Here is a 19,080-nt window from a genome sequence, read left to right as displayed (position 1 = left end):
TACACAAGGAGACCATCATGATCACCACCCTCGCCGCGTCGGCCACCGACCTCTTAGCCCAGAACATCGGCGACGTAAGCCCGCAGGTACCCACCGGTGAAATTGGCGACAAAGTATCCATGTTGCTGGGCTGGTTGATGTGGGGCGCCATCGTCTGGTTGGTCGGTGCACTCGTCTACGCCGCCGCCGCACTCGGAATATCTAAGAAAAGCGGAGGATCTGACGGCGGGTCCGCCATCATGTGGAACCTTGTTGGGGCCGTGGTCGTCGGTGCTGCGGCGGGTCTAATCAACGGGCTCGTGTTTTGACCTCCCAGCCCAGCGAGCTTGACGGGCTGTACGACACGGCAGACGAGATGGGGTACCTGCCTCACAAATGCCTGGGGAGCGGGCCACTGATCTCCTGCGGTATGCGTATCGCCCTCGGCATCCGTCTGAGTTTCGGCAACTCTCCCGCCGCGGGAACAACGACGTGAACACACCTGCCGTGGTCTTGGCGCAACCACCCACGGAACCAGTGGAGTGGCCCGACGAGGTGTGGCAGCCGATCATGGAGGGCCTGTCGTGGCTGCTCTGGTTCGCCATCATCACCTGCATCGCAGCACTGTTCGTGTGCGGGGCGATGTTCGTCAACCAACGCAAATCCACCGGAACACAAGTCGTCGAGGACGCCACCCTGGCCCGCATCCTCATCTGCGCCGCCGTCATCGGCTCCGCATCCGGAATCGCCAAAGCCGTCCTCGCCTGAGAACCCCGACATTCGCTGCGCCCGAGCTGCATTCGACCCGAAAGGCCTCATCTGATGACCGACTCCCGCACACTCCGGATCGCCGCGACAGCGGCGACCGTCCTCGCACTCGCTGCGTGCGGATCCGGCAACGACGACACACCGACCGCCACCCCGGACGCAGCACCCGATCTGCACTCCGCCCCGGCCGAGCTGACCTGGCGCGAGATCGCGGGGGTATCGGTGCCGACCTCACGGGTCGCCGGGCCCTTCGCCGGCACATCGGTGAACCGCAGCGGATACACCCAGACCCCGCAAGGCGCGGTGCTCGCTGCGATCAACGGGCAGACCGCACTCGCTGTCGCCGACGACCGCGCATGGCCGGAAGTGGTCAACACCGTCACCGCACCCGGACCAGGGCGAGACGAATTCGCGGCCGCACGCACCGCCGTCACCGTCTCCGGATCGGTCCCCGCCGACGCCGCACCGAAGTTCGTCGGCTTCGAGGTCACCGACTACACCGACAACCCGCTCTCGGCAGCAGTGTCGGTCGCGCAAACCATCGGCACCGACGACCAGGTCTACTCCTATCCCGTTGCTCTGCAATGGATATCCGATGACTGGCGCATTGTCCTACCGACCGCCGAGGAGAACATAGACGCCGTCGAACTCGACACCCTCGACGGCTACACCACTTTGGAGCGCACCTCATGAGCCGCCACATCCGCAGCATTCTGATCGCAGTCGCGGCCCTCGTCGTCGTAGCAATCGTCGGAACGATCTTCTTCATCGTCCCGAACATGAACGAGGACGACAGCGCACCGCCCGTGGCCGCACCGTCGAGCACCCAACCGGAACCCACCGACGCATCGGGCTCGGGCAGCAACGGGCAACGCGGTTTCGGGACACCGGTCGTCGACATCCTCGGGCGCAAGGTCACCGTCCCCAACAACCCGATCGGGCAGCCGCTTCCGCAGAGCCCACCGGAGCCACGGGTCGAATGCACCCCGACCAACACACCGGTCACCTCACCGACCGGGGTACAGATCCAGCAGACCACCGCGGTGCCGATGCTTGTGTCGACCACAGACGGCCCGGACGCTATCAGTGGAAACGTTCTCACCGGATACAGCCGCAGCCCGCAGGGTGCGGCATTGGCGGGCTGGAACTGGCTGGCCGCGCTCTACGGCCCCGGAGCGGTCGCCAAAGACGCCTACGAGCAGCTCACCGTGCAAACCGCCGAACTCGAAGCCCTCACCGCCAACGAACGATGGGACAACCCTGCATCGTCGGCCGCATCGGCGCTCCCCGCCCCTGTCGGCTTCCACGTGGTCTCCTGCACCGACGATTTTGCCTCTGTCGAATACGCCATCGAAGTGCCCGTCGACGAAAACGGACGACGCCGCACCACACCGGTGTTCTCGGTGCTGCGCGCCGGCTTGTTCTACGACGGCGACCACTGGAAAGCACGTCTGGACTCTCGATCGGTCTCCGGCAACACCGAGATCACCGACATCAGCTCCTTCACCCGCTGGAGCTTCGCGTGATGCGGCCGACCGTGGCTGCACGGTTGCGTAGCGCCACTGTCCGGGTGCTGATGCTCGCGGTGATCACCCTGGGCATCGTGGCTGGCAGCAATGCCGTCGCCTACGCACAGGATCCACCCGCAGAGGTACCCGGTGTCGCTGATATCGCGGACCAAGGCAACGACTTTCAGAAGGATCGCCGCGAGTGCCTCGCCGATAATGCGAGTGACAGAAACGGCTTCCAAGATTTCATGAACGACATCACCGGCAACATCGTCCCCGAGACGTTCTGCCTCACCAATTCGTTCGAGGACAACCCCGGCGACGCGATATCCACTGCCGTCTCCTCCGCGACGTCCGCCTTCTGGGGCGACCCCGTCGGCGACTTCACCAAAGCCGTGATGGAAGGAAACAGCCAGGCATTCCGCACCGTCATGACCTTCTGGATGTCCTCGGGCATACCAGGACTCGCCGCCGAGAACGCCATGTCGGGGCTACGCAACATCATCACCGGATTCACCGTCATCGCCTTGTTCGCCTCGATCGTGTTCGCCATGACCAAACTCGCCATCGCCCGCAAACAAGCCGTGATGGAAGGAGCCACCGAAACAGCCAGCATGCTGGTGCGCACCGTCGTCACCGTGTCGCTACTACCAATCCTGGTGTTGATGTTCCACCAGGTCGGAGACGTCGCCTCGGCCTACGCGCTCGAGAAGTTCGTCGGCGGGGACCTGAACGAGAAGATCACCGCCATCACCGCGTTCGACGACAAGACCGGTCTCGGCCCGATCCTCGCTCTCGCCTGCGCCGGGTTCGCCTTCCTCGGCTCGGTTGCCCAGCTCATCGCCCTGCTGATCCGTGAGGCCGTGCTGTGCGTCGTCGTCGCCGTCATCCCGCTCGCCGCGGCCGCGTCGGCCACCGGCACCGGGCGTAGCTCCTACAAGTCGATGATCGCGTTCACTCTCGGCGCGCTGCTGTTCAAGCCGGTAGCGACGCTTCTGTATCTGTTCGCGTTCTGGGCATCCTCGGCATCGAGTTCGGATCAGATCGCCACGGTCATCATCGGCTCGATCCTGCTAGCCGTCGTCGGGTTCTCCCTGCCCACCTTGGTCAAGATCGTCGCTCCCGCAGCGGAAACCATCTCCGCCGGTGGGCGGGAAGTAGGGGCGCTCGGCGCAGCAGGGGGTGCGGTGATGGGGGTAGGCGGGATGGCGGCATCGCGCACCCTCGGGGCAGCGGCGAACACCATCGCCGGATCCTCCGGTGGCGGCGGCAGAGGCGGATCTTCGGGTGCCGCAGGTACCGGCGCACGTTCGTCTCCCGGTTTTCAGGGCCGCTACAACGGGGGATCGAGTCCCTCGCACGCGGGCGCATCGTCCGGTCCGATGGGCGCAGCCCGCAGGGTCGGCTCGGCCGTCGGGTCGGCAGGGCGCACAGCATCCTCGGCAGGCCTGCGTGGGGCAGCGGGTGCGCTGAAGGCAGCCGGCAACGCCGGCCGCACCGCCGGCTCGGCCTCGACTGCTCTCGGCTCGGCTGCAGAAGGCGCAGTCGGCAACTACCACGGACGGATCCAACGATGAGCGCGCAACTCGAAGCCCCGTACGAGCCGCCGATCTACTCCGCGGGCAACCGGCCGCAGTCGACGTTCGCGTTCGGCTTACCGACGAAGGTCATCGCCTACGGCGCAGGATTTTTCGCGGTCTCGTTCGCGGTTCTGATCTTCGTCCACGTTGTCGTCGGACTCGCGTTGATGGGTGTCGGCGCGCTCGTCCTCGCCCCTTTGGTCATAGCCCCGAACGGCCGAACCCTCTACGAGACAGGACAACTGAGAATGCAATGGCTGCGGCGCAAGCATATCGACAAGTCCACCGAATATCACGCCGGACCGCACTCAAGGATCCCCGGTGGCCGCTACAAGCTCCCCGGGCTGCTCCCCCGCACCAAGGTCTACATGGGAATCGATCGGCACGGCAACGAATTCGGGATGATTCACAACCCCGACGATCACCGCTACACCGTCGTCTTCGATGCCCTGCCCGGCGGCGACGAGGCGATCGTGCAGCGCGACAAGGATCTCTACACGGCCGACTGGGGTGTCTACCTCGCCGACCTCGGCCTGCCCGGCGACATCGTCGGTGCCGTGGTGGTGGTGGAGAACATTCCCGCCACCGGGCTCCGCCTGGCGCGGCGAGCCGAACACGAACTCGTGGCGAGCGCACCGCCGTTGGCGACAGCGTTCGTCGAGCAGTCCGCCGTCCGGATGCCCTCGGGTCGGCACCGCACCCTGGCCCGGTTGTCGATCACCTTCCGCGCTACCACCCGTGAGCGGCAGAAGGATCCAGAAGAGATGGCCACCGAACTGGCCCGCCGTCTACCGGATCTGTACGAGTCGCTCTCCGGTGCCGGGATCGACGCACAACCGATGACCGCCGCCGAGATCACCGCGGTCGTGCACCGCTCCTACAACCCCTCGACCGAGAACGACTTCGAGGAACTCGAGATCTCCGGCGAAGAGCACGGCGTCGACTGGGACGACGCCGGACCGGGACGGGCGAAGACCGAGTGGGGTCACTACCGCCACGACGGCGGAGTCTCGGTCGTCTGGGAAATGGCCGCGCCTCCCGAGTCGGTGTTCACCGACACCGTCCTCAAACCGCTGCTGCAGCCACACGACGACCTCCCGCGCAAGCGCCTCACTCTCGTCTACCGCCCCTACACCGCCGGTGACGCCGCGAAGAAGGTCGACAAGCAACACCGAGACGCCCTGCACGCGATCAACTCTCGCGGCAACAAGATCACCTCCGCCGGGTCGGAGAAGCGGCACGAGATCGCCGAGCAGGCCCGACGCGAAATGGTCTCCGGAGCCGGATACGAACGCTACTCGGCGCTACTGACCATCACCGTCGGATCGGTCGAAGAGATCGCCAACGCCGCCGCCGTCACCGAATCACTCGCCGCCCGCTCCCGCCTGCGGCTGCGGCGCGCGTTCGCCTTCCAGGACGCCGCGTTCGCCGCCGGGCTCGGCGTCGGAGTACTCCTTCCCGATCAAATCTCCACCTCGATCCTCGTGCGCCGCAGCTAGAGCGCCGCCGACCGCATCCGGCCCACCCTGCCCGAGAAAAGAGACACCCACAATGACGACGACCGACCACCGCCCGCGCAGGAACTACGACCCGCGATACGACGAGATGAGGTCAGACGAGCCTGGCCTGTACGAGACGTCAGCGCCGCAGCCGTCAGCGTTCGTGCGGTGGATCATCGGCGACACCGACTACGCCGAGCTCGCCGCCCTCATCGCCACCGGCGACGCCGAAGAGCCCTCCACGCTCTCCCGGCGCGGCCTCGGGCTGACCCGGTGGCGCAACGACCACCCGCAGGCCGAACAAGCCGTCCACGAGGCAGCGGGAGACCCCTGGTGGCGGGCAGCACTGTCGTCGAGCACCCGCGGGCTCAAAGGTGCCGGTGGTGGCCGGATGTCGACCGTCCCGGCCCCGATCGAGTACGAAGCGACCTCGGTGCAGATGTGCGGGCTCAACCCGTGGGCGATCGGCGCAGCCGCACCCTCGGCGGGCACCATCGTCGGTCAGCACGCCATCACCGGCAACGCCGTCTCGTGCGATCCGTTCGCGTACTTCCGCGACAAGCTCATCGGCAACCCCTCGATGTTCGTGTTGTCCCTGCCCGGTCTGGGGAAGTCGACGCTGATCCGCAAGATCCTGCTCGGGGCGTGCGGGTGGGGGCAGACCCCGATCGTCGCGGGCGACATCAAGGGCGAATACGTCAAGCTCACCCACCTGGTCGGCGGTCAGGTCATCACCCTCGGGCACGGCGGTGGACATCTCAACCCCCTCGCCGCCGGAGCCCTCGGCCAAGCCGTCGTCCGCGCGATCGCCGCCCGCGACGAGGCCACCGACCCCGATCGGATCGCCGAGCTCGACGAGCTGATCGACGTCGCGACCATCACCATCTCCACCCGCCAGATCAACGCCGTCTGCGCCCTGGTCGAGCTGATCCGTTACGACACGCACTCGGTGAAGGCCTTCGAGAATTCCCTGATCGGTATCGCGCTGCGCGAGCTGTACGCCGACGGCGGATTCTCCTACACCCACCCGCCGCTGCTCAAAGACCTCTACGCCCGCATCGACACCGGATCACCGGCCATGCTTCAAGCTGCTTACAAGACCAATCGTGAGGGCTACCGCGAGGCGATCACCGAACTGATGCAGGCCCTCGGCGCACTGACCTCCGGCCCGCTCGGGGACATCTTCGCCGACCACACCACCGAGCCGATCGACCTCGATGCGCCGATGATCTGCATCGACGTCTCGAGCCTCGACCGCGGAGACACCACTCTCAAAGCGGCCGTGATGCTCTCCTGCTGGGCCGATGCCTACGGCACCGTGGAAGCGGCGCACCTGCTCGCCGACGCAGGCCTGGACCGGCAACGGTTGTTCCTGATGGCGCTCGACGAGCTGTGGCAGGTCATCGGAGCCGGACCGGGCATGGTTGCCCGCGTCAACGAGATCACCCGCCTCAACCGCACCGACGCAACGGGTTTGCTAATGATCACCCACACCGGCCGTGACCTCGAAACCCTGCCCACTGAAGCCGATATCAAGACCGCCAAGGGGTTCATCGACCGCGCCGGCATGGTCGTGTGCGGGGGACTGCCGATCGGTGAGGTCGAACGCCTGTCCGGGGAGCTGAAGTTCACCGCCGCCGAAGCAGGCATGGTCACGTCCTGGTCGCGCGGGGCAGCACTCCGGGGCTCGGAACGACGCACGGTCCGGAACCCGATCGGGCGCGGGAAGTTCCTGATCAAGGTCGCCAAGGACAACACCCCCGGTATCCCCATCCAGACGGTGCTCACCGACGTCGAATACGACACCGGGGTCCACGACACCAATGCCCGCTTCGCCGAGTACTTCGCTGGTGGCCAGCACCACGCCGCCGATACCGACGACGCCCACTACGGCCAAGACTCTGTACTGGTCGGAGCGCAGTGATGACCGCCGAGTACCCCCGCGCCGAATACTCGGCGCAGACCCACTCGTGGGCGCTCGATCAATACGAGAAATCGCGCCACAACTACGCCTCCCGCGCCGAATGCGTTGCAGCCTTGGCTGTCTCGATCGGGGCACACGAGAACACCGTGGCCCGGTGGATCAAGGACAAGTACGGCTCGCCGCGTCGCCCCGCAGCGGACGAGGTGACCGCACGACTACGCGCCGCCGAGGAGGAGATCGCCCGGCTGCGGTCGGAGAACCGTTCCCTCAGCGAGCGTTTGGCCGCTCACGCCCCGCGATCGATCGGCGCGGAGTCGATGTCGGCGGCCGCGTTGTGAAAAAGGGCGGCGCGATCGCTCTGACCGTCGTCCTCGCGCTGGCCCTGTTCGTGGTCCTGTTCGTCACCACCGGTGTCCGCGAGGAAGTGCCGACCGATTGTCTTCCCGGGAAGGGCATTTCCTCTGCTGCAGGCGGGGTTCCGGCCGGGTCGTTCGCCAAGCCGGTCAAGACCACCGAATCAACCGTCTCGAGCCCGTTCGGGACGCGGTGGGGCACCAACCACAACGGCATCGACCTCGCAGGTCCGGTCGGGACACCGATCTACGCCTACGCCGACGGCGTCGTCTCGAAAGCCGGACCCGCCGACGGGTTCGGCATGTGGATCGTCCTCGATCACAACATCGACGGCGCGGTCGTCTCCACCGTCTACGGCCACATGTTCCCCGACGGTGTGCTCGTGCAGGTCGGGGACCGCGTCACCGCCGGTCAGCACATCGCCGACATCGGCAACAACGGACAGTCGACCGGTGCGCACCTGCACTTCGAGTACCACCCCGGCGGCTGGGCACAGGGCAACGCGATCGACCCGCAACCCTTCTACGACGCCGCCGCCGACCCCGGCACCGGCCCGGCCGGCCAAAGCCCACTCCCGTCAACGGGCACCCCGGCCACCCTCGCGCCCTCGACCGGCGGCTCCGCCGAGATGGCCGCTCTCCCAGCCACCGTCGGATCCGAAGAGCACTTCCAGGTCGACACCGTCCGCGTCGCCCGCGCCGTGCACGCGAAGTTCCCGCAGATCACCACGATCGGCGGGTGGCGCGCCGACGGTGGGGGATTCGACGACCACCCCTCCGGCCGGGCCGCGGACATCATGATCGACAACTGGTCCTCCGAGGAAGGAAGAGCACTCGGCGACCAGGTCAAGGACTACCTGTGGAGCAACCGCGACTACTTCCAGATCGAGTACATGATCTGGCGACAGGAATACATCCCCTCCCAAGGTGAACCGAACACCATGGAGGACAGGGGATCGCCCACCCAGAACCACTTCGACCACGTCCACGTCACCACCGTCGGCCACGGCGCACCGGCACCCGGTCAGACCTACGGGCCCGTCCCCGGCGGCAGTGGATCCGCACCCAAAGCAACCGGCACCTGCACCACCGCACCCGGTGCCGGACTCGGCGATCACGGACAACTCGCCGCCGGCCAGATACCGCCCGAGTTCGAGCCGTGGCTCACCCTCTCGGCCGAGCAATGCCGCGAACTCTCACCCGCGGTCCTCGCCGCTCAGCTCAAACAGGAATCCGGCTTCACACCCGGCCTGACCAGCCCCGCCGGTGCCGAGGGGTATGCGCAGTTCCTTCCCGGTACCTGGGCGTCGTTCGGTTTTCCCGTCGACGAACAGGGAGTGGTCACTGGTGCAGCGGGGGAGGGGGACCCCAACGACATCGGTGATGCTGTCATGGCGCAGGGCCGCTACAACTGCTCGGTCGCCGACACCCTGCGCCCGGAGATCGAATCCGGTGCCATCACCGGCGATCCCGTCGAGCTGATGCTCGCCGGATACAACGCCGGCCCCGGCGCGGTCCAACAGTTCGGCGGCGTCCCGCCGTACTCGGAGACCCAGAACTACGTCACCACCATCACCGCCACCGCATCCGACTACGACCTGGCCCGATAGCCGCCACCGACCAATGCTCGACGGAAAGGCCCACTCATGAGCACCGCACCGACACGCACCAGCCACCACCTGACGTCCCACGATCGGCATCGAGCACTGACAGCCCTGGCTCTGACCTCGGTCATCGTATGGACGGTGTGGGCTGTTCCCGTCGCCCGACTGATCCTGGAGTCGATGATCACCACGATCGAGGACAGCGGCCGCGCCGCAGCGACCCGCGACGTTCTCGCGCATGGTTGGTGGGCCGTCATCGTCGTCACCGCGGCGATGACCATAGGCAGCCTCATCGCTGTCGCCGACGCCTCTGCGCGAGCGCAGAACTGGACTGTCACTGCGCTCCGCAAAGCCATCCACTTGGCGGCGACCGCGCTCGTCATGTCGGCGATATGGACGGTGAGCGTTGTCGCCGCAGCAGGAGTGCCCACCGTCGGCTAGCAAGGCCCACAACCACATTTGTTGTCGGTGGCCACCAGGACACTGGCACCATCACAGACCAAGGAGCACAGATATGGCACAGATCCTCCACAACCGCCAGGCGGATGCACCGATCGTCGATTGGCTCGAAGTCATCGCCAAAGCCGCTGCGCTGGGCCAGATCTGCGACACCGACGCTGAATCAGCGAACGACTCCGACTCGCAGGAGACCACGAGATGAGCCGAAGAGCAGGCATCGTGTTCGCGTGTCTCGGTCTCGTCGGGGTGGTGACCATCGCGGCCGTGATCGTGTTCCTGTCCCGTGGTTCGGACACACCGCCACCACCGGGTACCGACGCCGGAATCGCCATCGACCCGTCCGCCACCGACCCCGTGGGTGTCGCGACGTCGGTGATGTCCGCTGTGTACACCTGGCAACCCGCAGTGCAGGATTCACCGTGGGATGCCCTGCACGCGCAACGCGACAACGTGACCGGATCGATGGCCACCGCCGCGACCACGCCACCCGATCCAGCGCCGCAACCGATCCCGGAATGGCCGGCGTGGGCGCGCAGCGGAGACGTCGTCACCGCCGTCGCTCGACCGGACACCAGCATCTACGCCGACGGCACAGCCGCCGAGACGGACGGTGACAACCAGGCCACCGTGGCTGTCGTCATCGACCGCGTCGTCCAACACCGCAGCGGTGAGATCACCCCGTTCACCGGCTACACCGGAGCCGTCGACCTCGAACGCACCGACGACGGCTGGAAAGTCGCGAACTATCGCCTCGTCAGCGCAGGTCTCTAGCCCGACTGGCCACCGGCAACACCCTCGCTGTCCACACGCCGCACGAACCGCAGAGAAGGATCTATTGTCATGGGAAAAGTCGGAATCCTCACCGAAAAGCCCTCCGCAGCTCGTAACTTCGCGACCGCTTTGGGCGGTATGAGTGGCACGTTCGCAGGCACGGAGTACGTCATCGTCCACGCTCGCGGCCACCTGCTGGAATTGAAAGACCCTTCCGCAATGGTGCCCGCGCCTCTTACCGACAAGTACAAGAGCTGGGAGCTCGAGCATCTCCCGTGGAACGCCGACGACTTCCGCTGGGAGCGAGAGATCCGGCGCCGGGTGTCCGGCGGCAAGCTGGTCACCGATCCGGACGCCAAAAGCCTGCTCCTTGAGCTGAAGGCGACCCTCTCGGGCTGCGAGAGCATCTGCAATGCAGCCGATCTCGATCCCACCGGTGAAGGCTCACTGCTGGGCTGGGAGATCGTGGAGTACCTGGGCCTCGAGAACAAGAAGCTCGAACGCATGGAGTTCCTGGACGAAACCCCTGCATCGCTGCGTAAGGCCTTCACAGCCCGTCGCCCGGTCACCGCGATCGCCGCCGAAGGCGACTACCGCAAGGCCGACTTCCGGTCGAAGTGGGACATGCTCTCGATGCAGTTCACCAGACTCGCGACCAAGACCGCGGGCGCGACCACCGTGCTACGTAACGGCCGACTCAAGTCCGCAATGGTCGTGATCGTCGGTGACGGGCTCGACGCGCACCACGGATACGTCAAGAAGGCGTTCTACGAGAACCGGTTTCGGGACGAGAACGGCGTGACGTACACCGACCCCGAGGTCGATCGATTCGAGAACGAGAACGATGTTCCTGGCGGCCTGCAGTCGTCACCGGTCGTCCACGACGGGACCACACGCAAGAAAACGGGACCGCCGAAACTGATGGACCTGGCCGGACTGTCGTCACTGCTCGCGAAGAAGGGCTTTGGAGCCAAGAACGTTCTCGACACCTATCAGAAGATGTACGAGGCGCAGGTGGTGTCCTACCCGCGCACCGAGGACAAGTTCATCTCGATCGAGCAGTTCAACGAGCTGCTTCCATCGGTCGACGCGATCGCCGGTGTGGTGGGCGTGGATCCGGCGGCGCTGAGCCATCGCGGCCCACGTACGAGCCACGTCAAGTCCGGTGGCGCGCACGGTGCCAACCGTCCGGGGCCCAACGTACCGCCGAGCCTCGCGGCAGTGGAGAAGGCCTACGGCGAGCTGGGCAAAGAGATCTACGAGCTCCTCGCGAAGAACTACCTGACGATGCTCGCGCCCGATTACGAGTACGACCAGCATCGCGGCCACGTCGAGCAGTACCCGAGCTTCGTCGGCTCGCTGAATGTGCCCGCAGTGCTCGGATGGAAAGGTGTGTTCGTCGTCGAGGAGGAGCACGGCGAGCGCGACGAGCAACCCACTGGTGCGACGGCGTTGGGTACTGTCGCGGACCCGTTCGTCCACGAGGGCTTCCCGCCGCGGCCGCCGCATCCGACAATGGGATGGTTGATGAAACAGCTCGAGAAGCGGAGCGTAGGTACAGGCGCGACCCGAACGAGCACCTATGCCGAGGTCACGAACAACTCGGCCGGCAAGGCCTTAATGGTCGACAAGCGCGGCAAGATCACCCTCAGCGCGATCGGTGAACTCAACCATCGGATCCTGCCGGGCACACACATCGGGGATCTGACGATCACCGAGCAGGTCTTCGAGCAGATGGCGCAGATCCAGGCCGGAACCGGCGAAGCAGCCGACTACCTGTCCCTCGTGGCCGATCTCGTTCGTCACGACCTGAAGACGATGACGGCAAATGCGAGCATGCTGTCCGGCGAACTCACGGCACGGATGGGCAAAGCCGGGGTGACCAGGGAAACGGTGGAGATGATCGACCTGCCGCCGGAGCTGCATTTCACCCATGCAGGCACGGTCGTGACCCGGGCGAAGCGGGTCTTCGGTGGCCACCGGTTCACCGACACCGAAGTAGCGGCACTGCTCGCCGGACAGGTCATCGAGATCGCCGCGACGAGCGCGAAGTCGGGAAAGACGTTCACCTGCACGGGAAAACTAGAACCAGGAGTGAGGGACAAGGACGGCAAGCAGTACCCACACGTGAGCTTCAACCCTCAATTCGAAGAACGCGCACCTCGCACAGACCTGGTCAGTGGAGTGTGGAAAGGCAAACCGGTCACGTTCAAAGGCCGCGGATGGGGTGCCAACGACCACTGGTCGGGGAAGGACTTCACCGAGCAGGAACTCGCGTCGCTGCTGGCCGGGGACACCATCGAATTCGACGCCACAAGCAAGACAGGTAAGACGTACCGGGCCAAAGGCGCACTGGCCGCAGGCACCTACCAGGGCAGCAAGACATTCGGATTCAAGCTGAAGTTCGAGGACCGCAAATCCACCGCAGGCACCAAGAAACGCACCGTGCGACGGTAAACCGGTGCCGCACGCGGGCCGAACAAGCCGTCCACGAGGCCACAACAACGGGGTCGTACGCCTGCACACATCGGGAAACGAGTCCGAGCAGCCGGTTCAGAAGAAGGTCAGCTGTGCCTCGTCGACGCGGACACGTCCGGACTTCGTCCGTCGGGGTCGGACCGGGGGAGCGTGCCGAGCCGGCACCGCCGCTGCGGAACCTTCGGCGATACCGAGTTCGGCGCACGCGCGGCGCGCCAATTCCTCTCGCACACGCGAGCGTTCGGCCACGCGTGCACGTCCGATCGCAGTGTCTCGGGCACTCCACTCCAACTCCCACGCCGCCGATCCCGGCGGCGGCGCGCCCACAGCCCGATCGGTCACCCGATCGAGGAGTTGATCGATCCGGTCGATCAGAACCTCGGCAAGCCCATCGAGCACGTGATCGGGCACCGCAGCCACGCCAACGTTCTCGCTCATACGGGGCAATCTAGCGTTCCTCCGGACAGATTTTGGGTCATAGGGGGCGACGAGCACTAGAAAGCTTCCCTCTTCGCACTGTTGCTGAGCTGAAGAGACTCCACGGGCTGGTCAGTGAGCGGCGTTGTACGCTTCTTCGATGTCGGCCGGGATACGTCCGCGATCGCTGATCGGGTGACCTTGATCGAATGCCCACTGCCGAATCGCGCGTGTCTGCGCAGGATCACGCGTGGCCGGTATCCCGGTCTTCGCGGGCGTCGTCGCGCCGACGGGGGAGGGCTTGCGCTTGCGGCCGCCGACCCGGGTCGAATGCTCGATGTAATAGTCGAGCTTTCTATGAAAGTCGTTGGCGTTCTTCGCTTTCAGGTCGATCCCGTCACGTTGATGACCGTTTTCGGCATCGGTAACACCACCGCAGTACGGTACGTCAGGACCGCTCACCCCGGACAATTCGACGTCGATCCCACCCCGCCGTAAGCGGCTCGACCTCGAACGTCGCCGGAGGCGTGGAAGCGGCGAGCGAACTTCCGACCCTGTAGGACCTGGGCTTCAGGTCGAGCACTTCAGTCAGGCGGCTCAGTTGTAGGCGTGTACTCGTGTTAGCGGGTGGGCCTGTCCGGCGCGTCCGTCAGGTGCGCGCAGTGTGAAGCTTGAGCTGTACGGCGTGGTCGTAGTCGTCGTCGATCAGCGTCACGGTGCGGTGTTCGCGGTCGAGCAGTGAGGCCGCGATCGAGGCGCGATAGCCGGAGGCGCAGTGCACCCATACTTCGCCGTCGGGGACTTCTGAGAGTCGGTGCGGCAGCTCGTGGAGAGGGATGTTGACAGCACCGGGGATATGACCGTCCGCGTGCTCAGACTGTTGACGCGTGTCGAGCACGGCTACCTTGCGTTCGGCGGTGGCTGCGGCGAGTCCAGCGAAGTCGGACACCTCGTAGGACCGTACGCGCCCATCACCGGCCAGCGAATGAATCTCTCCGACAGCGGAACCGGAGGGGCTGTCGATGCCGATGCGCGCCAATTCTCTGGTGGCCTCGTCGATTTGATCGGATGTGTCGCCGATCAAGGTCAGCGGTGCACCCCACTGGTAGAGCCACCCGAGGTAGGTGACGAACGTGGTCGACAGCTCGAAACCGAGGGAGCCGTCGAGATGTCCGGCCGCGAAGGCGGTCCGCGCCCGAAGGTCGACGACCCACTGTCCGGCGTCGATGCGCCTGCGTAGTTCGTCGGGGTCGACGGGTTGAGGGGTGGTCAGATCGATCGGGGCCGGGCCTGCGGTGTTGATGACGCCCATGTGGGCGTAGTACGCGGGGTAGGCCGACAGTCCTGCGATCAACTCGTCGACGTAGGTCTGCTCGTCCTGGGTCAATGCGGGATTGGACTGCTGCTGTTCACCGATCGTCGACGAATCTCCACTGGTGGGGGTCGCGGAGCAGAAGCTACCGAACCCGTGGGTGGGGTAGACCTCGACATCAGCGGGCAGTTCGGCGGCGATACGACGGACCGAGTGGAACTGAGCGTGGGTGAGCTCGTCGGTGTGCTCGGAGCCGAGCAGGTCGGTGCGGCCGGTCGATCCGTAGAGCATCGAGCCGCCGGTGAAGATCGCGATCGGCTCGTCGCCCATGTGTAGTACGTAGCTGACGTGATGATGTGTATGGCCCGGGGTGTGCATCACCTGAAATGTCGCCGATCCCGCGTCGACGACATCACCGTCGCCGACCGCTCGTCGCTCGTATTCGACCGGGTCACCATCGGGCACAACGTATTCGGCTCCGGTAGCGCGTGCGAGTTCGAGTCCGCCGGTGACGTAATCGTTGTGGATGTGGGTTTCGAGTACGTGGGTGATCGCGGCGTTCTTCTCCGTGGCCAGTGCCAGGACGCGGTCGATGTCACGTTGGGGATCGATCACGACGGCGATGCCGTCGTGGCTGATCAGATAGCTGCGGTCGCCTAGGCTCGACGTTTCGATGATGGCGATGTCTGGATCGGTCGTGCTCACGGGGTACTCCTACGGTGTAGTCGGGTCGGCCTCGTCTCCGACGTGAAGAGGGCTCAGGCCAGTGCGAGGAAGAGTTTTTCCAGTTCTGCTTCGGTCATAGGTTCTTTGTTGTCGCCTGTGTCGCCGGTCATGCATTCGCGGAGACCGGTGGCGACGATCTTGAAGCCTGCTTTGTCGAGAGCACGAGAGACTGCGGCGAGTTGGGTGACGACGTCTTTGCAGTCGCGTCCGTTCTCGATCATGCCGATCACTCCGGCGAGTTGGCCGTGTGCGCGGCGCAGACGGTTGAGTACCAGTGCGATGCTGTCTTCGTCGCCGATCATTGCGGTCTCCTGATGGTGTGTTGTGGTGGTAGTGGTTCCAGATTACCCCCGGGGGCATCGGTTCGGTGTGTGCAGTCGGTCATGACAGAACGAGGGTGTCGACAAGTACGTAGCCCGCGACGGCGAACACCAGGTAGGCGAACCACGTGCGCAGCTTGTCGGTGTCGATGCGTGTGCTCAGTTTTCCGGCGACCAGCGAGCCTGCGATCGCAGCACCGGCGAACGCGGCTGTCAGTGGCCAGTTTCCGCCGAGCCCGTCGGCCTGAGCGATCAGTCCGGCGGCGGAGTTGGCGACGATGACCACCAGCGATGTTCCGACAGCGACGCTCATCTCGATTCCCAGCAACAGCACCAGTGCGGGGATGATCAGAAATCCTCCGCCGACGCCGAACAGTCCGGTGAGGACACCGACACCGAAACCGGTCGGGATGGACCGTGGTGCGCATCGCCGCCAGTCGATCCCGGAATTGCCGGTTTTGCAGGCGGTCCCGACATCGTCGTTGCTGCGCAGCATCCGCGTCCCGGCGATGATCATGACGATCGCGAAGCCGATCAGCACGGCGGCCTCGGGCAGATGCCTGCCCAGGGCGCTGCCGACCAGAGTGCCGACGATGCCGGTGGCCGCGAAGATCGCCGCCAGTCGCCATTCGACGAGCTTGGCCCGCACCTTAGGGATGGCCCCGGTCGCCGAGGCGACACCGATCACCAGCAACGATGTCGGTATCGCCTCCGACAGGTCCATTCCAAGGGCGTAGACGAGAACCGGGACGGCGAGGATCGACCCGCCGCCTCCGAGGAGACCGAGCAGGATGCCGACGGCTACGCCGAGAACCAGTGCCAGGGTGAAGGTCATCAGCTGTGGGCTGTGTCCTGGCCACCGAGTGCGTCGATGGCGGCCTCAAGCTTGGTGGTGGCCTCGGCCGCGACGTCGGAGAGTGCTGGTTCGCCGGTGGCTTGGACCATGATGTCGGGGTTCATCGCGTCGACGATGATCGATCCGGATGTGGCGGTGTCGGCGCGGACGACGACATTGCACGGCAACAGCAAGCCGATCTGGCGCATGACTCCAAGGGCGCGGTGCGCGAGGGTGGGATTGCAGGCACCGAGGATCAAATACTGCTCCATGTCCTCGCCGAGTTTGGCCTTCAACGTGGCCTGCATGTCGATTTCGGTGAGAACACCGAAGCCTTGGTCGGAGAGGGCGGCTTTGACGGCGTCGACTGCGGTATCGAAGTCGGTGTCGGTCAGGGTGGTCGAGAGCGCGATGTTCATGAGGGAAGTTCCTTTCGATTATCGAACTGCGGTGATGTGTGCCTACCCGATTCGGGGACGGCGAATACTCGGCACGCCCACCCTGGCGAGGAGTGCGCTGGCCGGGCACCACCCGACCGCTGCGTACAGGGCGAGGTTCGCGGCAGCGAACGCGCTCAGCAGTCGCCACTGCGGTGCGTGGAGTTCGCCGAGGACCAAGCCGGTGGCGGTGACGCCGGCAGCGAGGGCGGGAACGATACGTTCGATCGGCCATCCCGCGAACGCGGCCGAGTGGGTGGTGTTCGGGTCGATCATGATCTCTCCGTTCGGGGTGAGAGGGCGTCAGTGCGAGAAGCTGATCGACGGCAATATCTTGCGCAGCCAAACCGGCGACCACCATGCGGCATGTCCGGTCAGACGCAGCAGGACCGGCAGCAGGATCAGCCTGATCAGGAAGGCGTCGAGCAATACCGCGACTCCGAGAATGATGCCCATTTCTTTCGGTGGGAGCGGATCGGAGAGAGCGAAGGTAAAGAACACAGCGACCATCACCGCGGCGGCCGCGAAGATGACCCGGCCGGAGTGGGCGAGCCCGTCTACCTGAGCAGACTTCGGGTCCCCGGTCTTCTCGTAGTGCTCTTTGGCGGTGGCGAGCAGGAACACGGTGTAGTCCATGGCGATCGCGAAGATCATCGCGAAGAAGAACACCGGCCCCCAACCGTCGAGGAACCCTTGTGGGGTGAAGCCGAGCAATGACGCACCGTGCCCGTCCTGGAAGATCAGCTTCGCGACACCGAATGCGGCGGCGGTGGAGAGCAGACTGACTGCGGTGCCGAGGACCGCGATCAGTGGCGCCTGCAGAGCCACGAGCAGCAGAACGAAGCCGAGGGCCAGGATGATGCCGATCACCAACGGTAGATAGTCGTTGAGGGCTTGCTGCAGATCGAGGTTCTCCGCAGGCGCACCGCCGACGAGTGCGGATTCCGGCAGCTGCGCGCGAAGGTCACCGAGGATCGTGCCCATTCTCTCGTCCGAGGGATCGACGGTGGGAAGTGCCTGTAGCAGAGAGTAATTCGAGCCGTCCGCCGCAGGTTGGGGTGGGGTGACCATGGAGATCCCGTCGACGGTAGTGGCTGCGGTGGCGGTCGCGGCGGCATCCGAGGACGGGACGACGATCTGCAGTGCGCCCGGTGCGCCCTCACCGAACTGGGCCTGGACGAGCTCGTAGCCCTGGCGGACCGGTGCGTCTTCTGGGACGACGGAGATCGAGGGCATCGCGACTTTCAGTCCGAGGACCGGAAGGGCGAGGGCGATGAGGATGCCGACGGAGACCAGCGCGAAAGGCCAGGGATGCTTGTGTAGCAGTTCACCCCAGGCTGCGAACTTCGGGGAGCGGTGCTGCTGACGCTTGGCGTAGGGCAGGGATGCGGCGTTGACCTTGGAGCCGAGTGCCCCCAATGTGGCCGGGAGCAGGGTCATGGTGGCGATCAGTACGAAGGTGACGGCGAGCATGATGCCCACGGCCATGGTGCGCACCGCCGGTGCGGGAACGAGCAGGACTGCCGAAAGGCTCACCAGGACCGTCAAACCGGACAGGACGACGGCTTTGCCTGCGGTGTCCATGGTTTCGGCGACCGCGGCCCGAGGGTCGGCATTGCGCAGTGCGTCGCGGAACCGGGCGACGATGAACAGGGCGTAGTCGATTCCGAGGGCGAGGGCGAACATCATCGCGAAGTTCATCGCCCACACCGAGATCGGGGTGACGCCGTTGAGCAGAACGAGTCCGCCTGCGGATGCGACCAGGCCGGCAACGGTGAGTAGCAGCGGCAATCCCGCGGCGACGAGGGAGCCGAAAGCGAGCACCATGATCGCCAAAGTGACCGGCCAGGAGAACAATTCGGCCTGGATCATGGCATCGTGGTTGGCTTTGTTGAAGTCCGACCACAGTGCGGAGGACCCGGTGGGGTAGACCTCGATGCCGTCGCCGGACAGTGCGGTCAGCTCGCCCTTCACTTCGTCGACGGCCTTGACCATGTCGTCGGTACTCGCGTTCGCGCCGGCGATGAGGATGCCGGTCCGACCGTCGGGACTGATCGTCATGCCCGGCTGGGGGGCGATGACCTCACCGAAGCGAGTGTCACCGTCGAAC

At 65.4% G+C, this 19,080-nt stretch carries 21 protein-coding genes; 13 read left to right on the top strand and 8 right to left on the bottom strand.

The genetic code is table 11. The features are described from left to right. Window positions 1-17: 17 nt before the first annotated feature. The 13 genes from RHODMAR_RS24710 (at window position 18) to RHODMAR_RS24655 (ending at window position 12,902) form a co-directional block, all read left to right on the top strand. Window positions 18-308 (top strand): hypothetical protein, encoded by a 291-nt coding sequence (locus tag RHODMAR_RS24710; RefSeq protein WP_008720303.1) that lies wholly within the window; start codon window positions 18-20, stop codon window positions 306-308. Between the two features lie 163 nt (window positions 309-471). Next, entirely contained in the window at window positions 472-747 is a 276-nt protein-coding gene (locus RHODMAR_RS24705) for a hypothetical protein (protein ID WP_042940271.1), read from the top strand. Window positions 748-801: 54 nt separating this feature from the next. Next, window positions 802-1,440, top strand: a complete 639-nt coding sequence (locus RHODMAR_RS24700; RefSeq protein ID WP_008720301.1) for a hypothetical protein — start codon at window positions 802-804, stop codon at window positions 1,438-1,440. Then, window positions 1,437-2,273, top strand: a complete 837-nt coding sequence (locus tag RHODMAR_RS27165) for a hypothetical protein (protein WP_008720300.1) — start codon at window positions 1,437-1,439, stop codon at window positions 2,271-2,273. The genes RHODMAR_RS24700 and RHODMAR_RS27165 overlap by 4 nt, the downstream gene beginning before the upstream one ends. Then, window positions 2,270-3,832 (top strand): hypothetical protein, encoded by a 1,563-nt coding sequence (locus tag RHODMAR_RS24690; RefSeq protein WP_157226202.1) that lies wholly within the window; start codon window positions 2,270-2,272, stop codon window positions 3,830-3,832. The genes RHODMAR_RS27165 and RHODMAR_RS24690 overlap by 4 nt, the downstream gene beginning before the upstream one ends. Next, window positions 3,829-5,334: an SCO6880 family protein gene (locus RHODMAR_RS24685; protein WP_008720296.1), complete on the top strand. Its 1,506-nt coding sequence runs from the start codon at window positions 3,829-3,831 to the stop codon at window positions 5,332-5,334. The genes RHODMAR_RS24690 and RHODMAR_RS24685 overlap by 4 nt, the downstream gene beginning before the upstream one ends. A 52-nt stretch (window positions 5,335-5,386) precedes the next feature. Further along, window positions 5,387-7,258: an ATP/GTP-binding protein gene (locus RHODMAR_RS24680; protein WP_008720293.1), complete on the top strand. Its 1,872-nt coding sequence runs from the start codon at window positions 5,387-5,389 to the stop codon at window positions 7,256-7,258. Continuing rightward, window positions 7,258-7,596, top strand: a complete 339-nt coding sequence (locus RHODMAR_RS24675; protein WP_008720291.1) for a hypothetical protein — start codon at window positions 7,258-7,260, stop codon at window positions 7,594-7,596. The genes RHODMAR_RS24680 and RHODMAR_RS24675 overlap by 1 nt, the downstream gene beginning before the upstream one ends. Continuing rightward, on the top strand, window positions 7,593-9,221 hold the full coding sequence (locus tag RHODMAR_RS24670) for a M23 family metallopeptidase (protein WP_008720289.1): 1,629 nt from the start codon (window positions 7,593-7,595) through the stop codon (window positions 9,219-9,221). The genes RHODMAR_RS24675 and RHODMAR_RS24670 overlap by 4 nt, the downstream gene beginning before the upstream one ends. A gap of 36 nt (window positions 9,222-9,257) precedes the next feature. Then, window positions 9,258-9,656, top strand: coding sequence for a hypothetical protein (locus tag RHODMAR_RS24665; protein WP_008720287.1), 399 nt, complete (start codon window positions 9,258-9,260; stop codon window positions 9,654-9,656). 73 nt (window positions 9,657-9,729) lie between these two features. Beyond that, the gene (locus RHODMAR_RS28425; RefSeq protein ID WP_155288950.1) at window positions 9,730-9,876 is read left to right on the top strand and encodes a hypothetical protein; all 147 of its coding nucleotides are present in this window, start codon (window positions 9,730-9,732) and stop codon (window positions 9,874-9,876) included. Next, window positions 9,873-10,445 carry a hypothetical protein gene (locus RHODMAR_RS24660; RefSeq protein WP_008720284.1) on the top strand — a complete coding sequence of 191 codons (573 nt, stop codon included), beginning with the start codon at window positions 9,873-9,875 and terminating at the stop codon, window positions 10,443-10,445. Before RHODMAR_RS28425 ends, RHODMAR_RS24660 begins: the two co-directional genes overlap by 4 nt. Window positions 10,446-10,514: 69 nt before the next feature. Next, the gene (locus RHODMAR_RS24655; protein ID WP_008720283.1) at window positions 10,515-12,902 is read left to right on the top strand and encodes a DNA topoisomerase III; all 2,388 of its coding nucleotides are present in this window, start codon (window positions 10,515-10,517) and stop codon (window positions 12,900-12,902) included. A gap of 96 nt (window positions 12,903-12,998) precedes the next feature. Here RHODMAR_RS24655 and RHODMAR_RS24650 read toward each other — a convergent pair whose 3' ends face one another. The 8 genes from RHODMAR_RS24650 to RHODMAR_RS24615 all read right to left on the bottom strand — a co-directional run. After that, a complete protein-coding gene (locus RHODMAR_RS24650; RefSeq protein WP_042940269.1) occupies window positions 12,999-13,361 on the bottom strand; it encodes a hypothetical protein in 363 nt (120 codons plus the stop codon). 111 nt (window positions 13,362-13,472) lie between these two features. Continuing rightward, entirely contained in the window at window positions 13,473-13,802 is a 330-nt protein-coding gene (locus RHODMAR_RS24645; RefSeq protein WP_442970098.1) for a histone-like nucleoid-structuring protein Lsr2, read from the bottom strand. A 187-nt stretch (window positions 13,803-13,989) separates the two neighbouring features. Then, window positions 13,990-15,357 (bottom strand): MBL fold metallo-hydrolase, encoded by a 1,368-nt coding sequence (locus RHODMAR_RS24640; protein WP_008720269.1) that lies wholly within the window; start codon window positions 15,355-15,357, stop codon window positions 13,990-13,992. Between the two features lie 53 nt (window positions 15,358-15,410). Next, window positions 15,411-15,680 carry a metal-sensitive transcriptional regulator gene (locus RHODMAR_RS24635; protein WP_042940267.1) on the bottom strand — a complete coding sequence of 90 codons (270 nt, stop codon included), beginning with the start codon at window positions 15,678-15,680 and terminating at the stop codon, window positions 15,411-15,413. 79 nt (window positions 15,681-15,759) lie between these two features. Further along, complete coding sequence (locus RHODMAR_RS24630; protein WP_008720267.1) at window positions 15,760-16,533, bottom strand: sulfite exporter TauE/SafE family protein; 774 nt, start codon at window positions 16,531-16,533, stop codon at window positions 15,760-15,762. Beyond that, window positions 16,533-16,952 carry a DUF302 domain-containing protein gene (locus RHODMAR_RS24625; protein ID WP_008720265.1) on the bottom strand — a complete coding sequence of 140 codons (420 nt, stop codon included), beginning with the start codon at window positions 16,950-16,952 and terminating at the stop codon, window positions 16,533-16,535. The genes RHODMAR_RS24630 and RHODMAR_RS24625 overlap by 1 nt, the downstream gene beginning before the upstream one ends. Before the next feature lie 42 nt (window positions 16,953-16,994). Next, window positions 16,995-17,246: a YgaP-like transmembrane domain gene (locus RHODMAR_RS24620; RefSeq protein WP_008720262.1), complete on the bottom strand. Its 252-nt coding sequence runs from the start codon at window positions 17,244-17,246 to the stop codon at window positions 16,995-16,997. Window positions 17,247-17,273: 27 nt separating this feature from the next. After that, window positions 17,274-19,080: MMPL family transporter (locus RHODMAR_RS24615; protein ID WP_008720260.1), on the bottom strand; the 1,807-nt coding region annotated here is incomplete at its 5' end.

This window comes from Rhodococcus sp. AW25M09 (genome assembly GCF_000333955.1).
Lineage (GTDB): Bacteria > Actinomycetota > Actinomycetes > Mycobacteriales > Mycobacteriaceae > Rhodococcoides.
The sequence above is the reverse complement of the archived record's forward strand: the minus strand, read 5'-3'. Positions and strand labels throughout refer to the sequence as shown.

What these genes read in the sequence shown, in the direction of transcription:
- RHODMAR_RS24710 (WP_008720303.1), top strand. Translation starts at nt 18, where the DNA reads ATGATCACCACCCTCGCCGCGTCGGCCACCGACCTCTTAGCCCAGAAC.
- RHODMAR_RS24700 (WP_008720301.1), top strand. Translation starts at nt 802, where the DNA reads ATGACCGACTCCCGCACACTCCGGATCGCCGCGACAGCGGCGACCGTC.
- RHODMAR_RS27165 (WP_008720300.1), top strand. Translation starts at nt 1,437, where the DNA reads ATGAGCCGCCACATCCGCAGCATTCTGATCGCAGTCGCGGCCCTCGTC.
- RHODMAR_RS24685 (WP_008720296.1), top strand. Translation starts at nt 3,829, where the DNA reads ATGAGCGCGCAACTCGAAGCCCCGTACGAGCCGCCGATCTACTCCGCG.
- RHODMAR_RS24680 (WP_008720293.1), top strand. Translation starts at nt 5,387, where the DNA reads ATGACGACGACCGACCACCGCCCGCGCAGGAACTACGACCCGCGATAC.
- RHODMAR_RS24675 (WP_008720291.1), top strand. Translation starts at nt 7,258, where the DNA reads ATGACCGCCGAGTACCCCCGCGCCGAATACTCGGCGCAGACCCACTCG.
- RHODMAR_RS24665 (WP_008720287.1), top strand. Translation starts at nt 9,258, where the DNA reads ATGAGCACCGCACCGACACGCACCAGCCACCACCTGACGTCCCACGAT.
- RHODMAR_RS28425 (WP_155288950.1), top strand. Translation starts at nt 9,730, where the DNA reads ATGGCACAGATCCTCCACAACCGCCAGGCGGATGCACCGATCGTCGAT.
- RHODMAR_RS24660 (WP_008720284.1), top strand. Translation starts at nt 9,873, where the DNA reads ATGAGCCGAAGAGCAGGCATCGTGTTCGCGTGTCTCGGTCTCGTCGGG.
- RHODMAR_RS24655 (WP_008720283.1), top strand. Translation starts at nt 10,515, where the DNA reads ATGGGAAAAGTCGGAATCCTCACCGAAAAGCCCTCCGCAGCTCGTAAC.
- RHODMAR_RS24650 (WP_042940269.1), bottom strand. Translation starts at nt 13,361, where the DNA reads ATGAGCGAGAACGTTGGCGTGGCTGCGGTGCCCGATCACGTGCTCGAT.
- RHODMAR_RS24635 (WP_042940267.1), bottom strand. Translation starts at nt 15,680, where the DNA reads ATGATCGGCGACGAAGACAGCATCGCACTGGTACTCAACCGTCTGCGC.
- RHODMAR_RS24630 (WP_008720267.1), bottom strand. Translation starts at nt 16,533, where the DNA reads ATGACCTTCACCCTGGCACTGGTTCTCGGCGTAGCCGTCGGCATCCTG.
- RHODMAR_RS24625 (WP_008720265.1), bottom strand. Translation starts at nt 16,952, where the DNA reads ATGAACATCGCGCTCTCGACCACCCTGACCGACACCGACTTCGATACC.
- RHODMAR_RS24620 (WP_008720262.1), bottom strand. Translation starts at nt 17,246, where the DNA reads ATGATCGACCCGAACACCACCCACTCGGCCGCGTTCGCGGGATGGCCG.